Genomic DNA, 5,270 nt, shown 5'->3' with positions numbered 1-5,270 from the left:
TCCGGGCGCAGCCCGGTACCCCTTCCCAGCCCGTCCGGCGCTTGAGGACCGGGTCAGGGCCGGCCCTGGGAACGGTGGAAGGGCGGGTAGGGGACTTCGCCCGCGCAGCGGCACCCCCGCAGCCGGCCCCACGGGCCACCGGGTAAGAACCCGGTAAACGCCACAACCCATCCGGCCCCGACCCCCCGCATACTCGGGGAATGACCTACGACGCCATCGTCCTGGCAGGCGGCGCCGCAAGGCGACTGGGCGGAGCCGACAAACCAGGCCTCCTGGTCGGCGGCCGCCCCCTCCTCGACCGCGTCCTGGACGCCTGCGCAGACGCCCGCACCACCGTCGTGGTGGCCGGCCGCAGGCCCACCGCCCGGCCCGTGCAGTGGGCCCGGGAGGACCCCCCCGGCGGCGGCCCCCTCGCCGCGCTGGACGCCGGGCTGCGGCACACCACCGCCCCGCTGGTCCTCGTACTCTCCGCCGATCTGCCGTTCCTGGACCGGGACACCGTCGGCTCCCTGCTGCGAACCCTCGACGCGCCCGAGCACCACACCCGGGACGGAGCCCTGCTCCGGGACCCGGGCGGCCGCGACCAGCCCCTGGTCGCCGCCTACCGCGCCGAGCCCCTGCGCAGGGAAATCGCCCTGCTGGCCACCGAACACGGCTCGGTGAACGGCCTCCCCCTGCGCGCCCTCACCACCGAACTCGACCTCACCCCGGTCACCGCGGCTGCGCCACTCGCCTCCTTCGACTGCGACACCTGGGACGATCTCGCCGCCGCCCGCGCCCGAATCAGAGAGCATGGAACCGTGCTGGAGCAATGGATCACCGCCGTCAAGAACGAGCTGGGCATCGACGTCGCCGTCGACACCAAGACCCTGCTCGACCTCGCCCGTGACGCCGCGCACGGCGTCGCCCGGCCCGCCGCCCCGCTGACGACCTTCCTCGTCGGCTACGCGGCGGCCCACGCCGAAGCCACCGGGGCGGACCCCGCGCAGGCCGTGGCCGAGGCCTCCCGCAAGGCCGCCGAGCTGGCCCTGCGCTGGGCCGCGGAGGGCGAGTCCGCCGAAGGCGAAGCCCCGGAAGCCACCGGCCCCGAAGCGACCGGCTCCGGATGACCGCCGACCCCGGCACCGACGCCGACGCCGACGCCGACCGCGCCCTCGACCAGGCCCTCGCCCTGGTCAGCCGCGCCCCCCGTTCCGACGCCGCAGGCGGCACCGGTGGCTCCGGCGGAACCGGCGGCGGTCACCGCGCCGCGCCCTGGCACCGGGCCCGGGAGACCTCCGCCCGTGCCGGTTCCGCCGTCCGCGGCCGCACCCACCGGGTCCCCCTGGCGGCCGCCCTCGGCGAGGTGCTGGACACGCCCCTCGACGCCCTGGGCGACCTGCCGTCCTTCGACACCTCCGCGATGGACGGCTGGGCAGTCGCCGGGCCCGGCCCCTGGACCATCCGCCCCGGCGAGGGCGCACTGGCCGGGAGCGAGCGCCCCGCGCCCCTCGCGGACGGCGAGGCCGTACGGATCGCCACCGGTGCCCGGATCCCCGCGGACACCACCGCCGTGATCCGCAGCGAGCACTCCCGCGAGGCCGGCACCCTGCTGTACGCCGAACGCCCCGTCGCCACCGGCCAGGACATCCGCCCGCGCGGCCAGGAATGCCGCTCCGGCGACCTGTTGCTGCCGGCGGGCTCCCTGGTGACCCCGGCCGTCCTCGGCCTCGCCGCGGCCGCCGGGTACGACGAGCTCTCCACCCGCCCCCGGCCGCGCGTGGAGATCCTGGTCCTCGGCGACGAACTGCTCACCGAGGGGCCCCCGCACGACGGGCTCATCCGCGATGCCCTGAGCCCCATGCTGGGCCCCTGGCTGACCCGGCTCGGCGCCGAGGTCATCGCCGTCCGGCGGCTCGGCGACGATCCGGCGGGCGCCGAAGCACTGCTGGAGGCCGTCACCGGATCCGCCGCCGACGTGGTCATCACCACCGGCGGCACCGCCTCCGGCCCCGTCGACCACGTCCACCCCGTGCTCGCCAAGGCCGGCGCCGACCTGCTCGTCGACGGGGTGGCCGTACGCCCCGGGCACCCGATGCTGCTGGCCCGCATCGGCGGCGGGGCCGCCGGGCCGGACCCGGTCCGTCACCTGGTGGGGCTGCCCGGCAATCCGCTGGCCGCCGTCTCCGGACTCCTCACCCTCGCCGAACCGCTGCTGCGGGCCCTCGCCGGACGGCGCCCGCGCCCCCGGTACGTGGTGCCGGTGGAGGGCGACGTACCGGGTCACCCGCACGACACCCGGCTCGTACCGGTCCTGCTGACCGAGGACCACGCCGTACCGCTGCGCTACAACGGGCCGGCGATGCTGCGCGGGGTGGCCGCCGCGGACGCGCTGGCCGTCGTACCGCCGAACGGGGCGCGGTCCGGCCAGGAGTTGGAGATCCTCGATCTCCCGTGGGCTTCGGGGGGATGTTTCACGTGAAACTTCACGGCTCCGACGCGATGGCACGCGGCGCCGACGAGAAACTCGTCTCGCGCCGCATCAAACTGCCCAAGCGCGTCGTCGAAAAACCGCTCCGTCAGGTCACGCGCCGCCTGCTGATGGCCCTGTTCGTCATGGCCCTGACGGTCCTGATCGTGTGGATCGACCGCGCGGGCTACCACGACAACGCCAACAACAAGGTCGACTTCCTCGACTGCGTCTACTACGCGACCGTCACCCTGTCGACCACCGGCTACGGCGACATCGTCCCGTACAGCGACAGCGCGCGGCTGGTCAACGTCCTGCTGATCACCCCGCTGCGCGTGCTGTTCCTGATCATCCTGGTCGGCACCACCCTGGAAGTCCTCACCGAACGCACCAGGGAAGAGTGGCGGCTCAGCCGCTGGAGGAAGAACTTGCGTGAGCACACCGTCGTCGTCGGCTTCGGCACGAAGGGCCGCTCCGCCCTGCAGACCCTGCTGGCCACCGGCCTCAGCAAGGAGCAGGTGGTCATCGTCGACCCCAGTGCCAAGGTGATCGACATCGCCAACGCGGAGGGGTTCACGGGGGTCGTCGGCGATGCCACGCGCTCCGACGTCCTGCTGCGCGCCGAGATCCAGAAGGCCCGTCAGATCGTCATCGCCACCCAGCGCGACGATACGGCGGTCCTGGTCACCCTGACGGCCCGCCAGCTCAACCGCGGCGCGAAGATCGTGGCGGCCGTCCGGGAAGAGGAGAACGCACCGCTGCTGAAGCAGTCGGGCGCCGACGCGGTCATCACGAGCGCGAGCGCGGCGGGCCGGCTGCTCGGCCTCTCGGTGCTCAGCCCGAGCGCGGGCACGGTGATGGAGGACCTCATCCAGCAGGGCAGCGGGCTCGACCTGATCGAGCGTCCGGTGAACCGCGGGGAGGTCGGGAAATCGGTCCGGGACACCGACGACCTGGTCGTCAGCGTCCTGCGCGGCCACCGCCTGCTCCCGTACGACGATCCGCACGCGAGCCCCTTGCAACTGACGGACCGCGTCATCACCATCGTCCGCGCGACCCCGTCGTCCACGCCGCCGGTGGTCCTGGGTTCGGCGGACTAGGCCGTCCCTAACGCGCCCCCAGCAAGGTGACCTTGAGGACCACGAAGCCGCCCTCGCTTCCGTCCTTCGGGACCTCCACCAGGGCGAGGGCTCCCTTGCCGGTCTCGAAGCAGAACCGCGTGCCCGTCTGCAGCGACGCGATCGGGACCTTCACGATGAAACGGGTGATCGCCCTGCAGGTGTCCAGGGTTCCGGGCTCCTGGGGTTCCAGGGCGACGATCCGCCCCCCGTTGTCCGCCCACACCGTGCTGGAGTCGCGGTAGAAGTCCAGGGCATCGGAGCGGCGTTCGACGGTCGGCGCGGCCTCCCGCAGGCGGAACCCGTAGTCCCTGGGCAGGGTGAGCGTGGTGGCGCCGCCCGGGGCCTGGGGCGGCGGCGTGCTCGACCCGCTCGGTGAGGAGCCCGGGGCCGGGCTCGCACCGGGGCCGGGGGCCGAGGCGGCGGGCGCGGTCGGGGTAACCGTGACGTACACGGTCTCGATCGGGGCGGGCCGCGCCGTCGGCGACTTGACGAGCGCGGGCAGTCACACAGCCCGACGAATGGCGATCCCCACCGTTTCACCAGCCCGTGATGTTCCACTTGGCGGGCGATCCGCGCGGTAGCCTCCGGCCATGCATGCGATCACCATCGAACAGCCCGGCGGCCCCGAGGCCCTGGTGTGGGCCGACGCACCCGACCCGGTGGCAGGCGACGGAGAGGTCCTCGTCGAGGTGGCGGCGAGCGCCGTGAACCGCGCCGACGTCCTGCAGCGGCAGGGTTTCTACAACCCTCCGCCCGGCGCCTCGCCCCATCCCGGCCTGGAGTGCTCCGGACGGATCTCCGCGATCGGGGCCGGGGTGTCCGGCTGGTCCGTCGGCGACGAGGTGTGCGCGCTGCTCTCCGGCGGCGGGTACGCGCAGCGGGTGGCCGTCCCGGCGGGCCAGCTCCTGCCGGTCCCGGCGGGTGTGGACCTGGTGACGGCGGGGGCCCTGCCGGAGGTCGTCTCCACGGTCTGGTCGAACGTGTTCATGGTGGCCGGCCTGCGCCCGGGCGAAACCCTGCTGGTGCACGGCGGATCGAGCGGCATCGGCACGATGGCGATCCAGCTGGCGAAGGCCGTGGGCGCGCGGGTCGCGGTCACCGCGGGCGGCAAGGAGAAGCTGGCGCGCTGCGCCGAGCTGGGCGCCGACATCCTGATCGACTACCGCGAACAGGACTTCGTCGAGGAGATCCGTGCGGCCACGGGCGGCGCCGGGGCGGACGTGATCCTGGACATCATGGGCGCGAAGTACCTGACCCGGAACGTGGACGCGCTGGCCGTGAACGGCCGCCTCGCGATCATCGGGCTCCAGGGCGGGGTCAAGGCGGAGCTCAACCTGGCCGCGCTGCTGGCGAAGCGGGCGGCGATCACCGCCACCACCCTCCGGGCGCGCCCCCTGGAGGAGAAGGCCGCCATCGTCGCGGCCGTACGCGAACACGTATGGCCCCTGATCACGGCGGGCCGCATCCACCCGGTGGTGCACGGCACCTTCCCCATGCGGGAGGCAGCCGAGGCCCACCGCGTCCTGGAATCCAGCACCCACGTAGGCAAACTCCTACTGACCACCTGAGCCAACCGGGGCGACCTGCTGCCGCTGCGCGGGGCAAGTCCCCTACCCGCCCTTCCACCGTTCCCCGGGGCTCCGCCCCGGACCCCGCTCCTCAAACGCCGGAGAGGCTGGATGTGGCTGGCGCTGGATTGC

Annotated in this window: 5 protein-coding genes; 4 read left to right on the top strand and 1 reads right to left on the bottom strand. The window is 73.8% G+C overall.

Annotation, left to right across the window (positions count from 1 at the left end; translation table 11 throughout):
- Positions 1–200: 200 nt before the first annotated feature.
- From ACFRU2_RS42140 to ACFRU2_RS42130, 3 genes are read left to right on the top strand one after another with little or no spacing between them, the layout of a single operon-like run.
- Positions 201–1,109, top strand: coding sequence for an NTP transferase domain-containing protein (locus ACFRU2_RS42140; protein ID WP_382981602.1), 909 nt, complete (start codon positions 201–203; stop codon positions 1,107–1,109).
- Complete coding sequence (locus ACFRU2_RS42135; RefSeq protein ID WP_382981601.1) at positions 1,106–2,461, top strand: molybdopterin molybdotransferase MoeA; 1,356 nt, start codon at positions 1,106–1,108, stop codon at positions 2,459–2,461. The genes ACFRU2_RS42140 and ACFRU2_RS42135 overlap by 4 nt, the downstream gene beginning before the upstream one ends.
- Entirely contained in the window at positions 2,449–3,549 is a 1,101-nt protein-coding gene (locus tag ACFRU2_RS42130) for a potassium channel family protein (RefSeq protein ID WP_382981600.1), read from the top strand. Before ACFRU2_RS42135 ends, ACFRU2_RS42130 begins: the two co-directional genes overlap by 13 nt.
- 7 nt (positions 3,550–3,556) lie before the next feature.
- Here ACFRU2_RS42130 and ACFRU2_RS42125 read toward each other — a convergent pair whose 3' ends face one another.
- Positions 3,557–4,021, bottom strand: a complete 465-nt coding sequence (locus tag ACFRU2_RS42125) for a hypothetical protein (RefSeq protein ID WP_382981599.1) — start codon at positions 4,019–4,021, stop codon at positions 3,557–3,559.
- 139 nt (positions 4,022–4,160) lie between these two features.
- On the opposite strand from ACFRU2_RS42125, the gene ACFRU2_RS42120 reads away from it, so the two are divergent.
- Positions 4,161–5,138, top strand: a complete 978-nt coding sequence (locus ACFRU2_RS42120) for an NAD(P)H-quinone oxidoreductase (protein ID WP_382981598.1) — start codon at positions 4,161–4,163, stop codon at positions 5,136–5,138.
- Positions 5,139–5,270: the final 132 nt, after the last annotated feature.

The organism is Streptomyces sp. NPDC056883 (assembly GCF_042788835.1).
In the GTDB taxonomy this organism is placed as follows: domain Bacteria; phylum Actinomycetota; class Actinomycetes; order Streptomycetales; family Streptomycetaceae; genus Streptomyces; species Streptomyces stoeckheimensis.
This window is presented reverse-complemented; position numbering and strand designations above follow the sequence as displayed.

Bases quoted from the DNA above. Each gene is read 5' to 3' on its own strand.
- ACFRU2_RS42140 (WP_382981602.1), top strand. From the start codon at position 201: ATGACCTACGACGCCATCGTCCTGGCAGGCGGCGCCGCAAGGCGACTG.
- ACFRU2_RS42135 (WP_382981601.1), top strand. From the start codon at position 1,106: ATGACCGCCGACCCCGGCACCGACGCCGACGCCGACGCCGACCGCGCC.
- ACFRU2_RS42130 (WP_382981600.1), top strand. From the start codon at position 2,449: ATGTTTCACGTGAAACTTCACGGCTCCGACGCGATGGCACGCGGCGCC.
- ACFRU2_RS42120 (WP_382981598.1), top strand. From the start codon at position 4,161: ATGCATGCGATCACCATCGAACAGCCCGGCGGCCCCGAGGCCCTGGTG.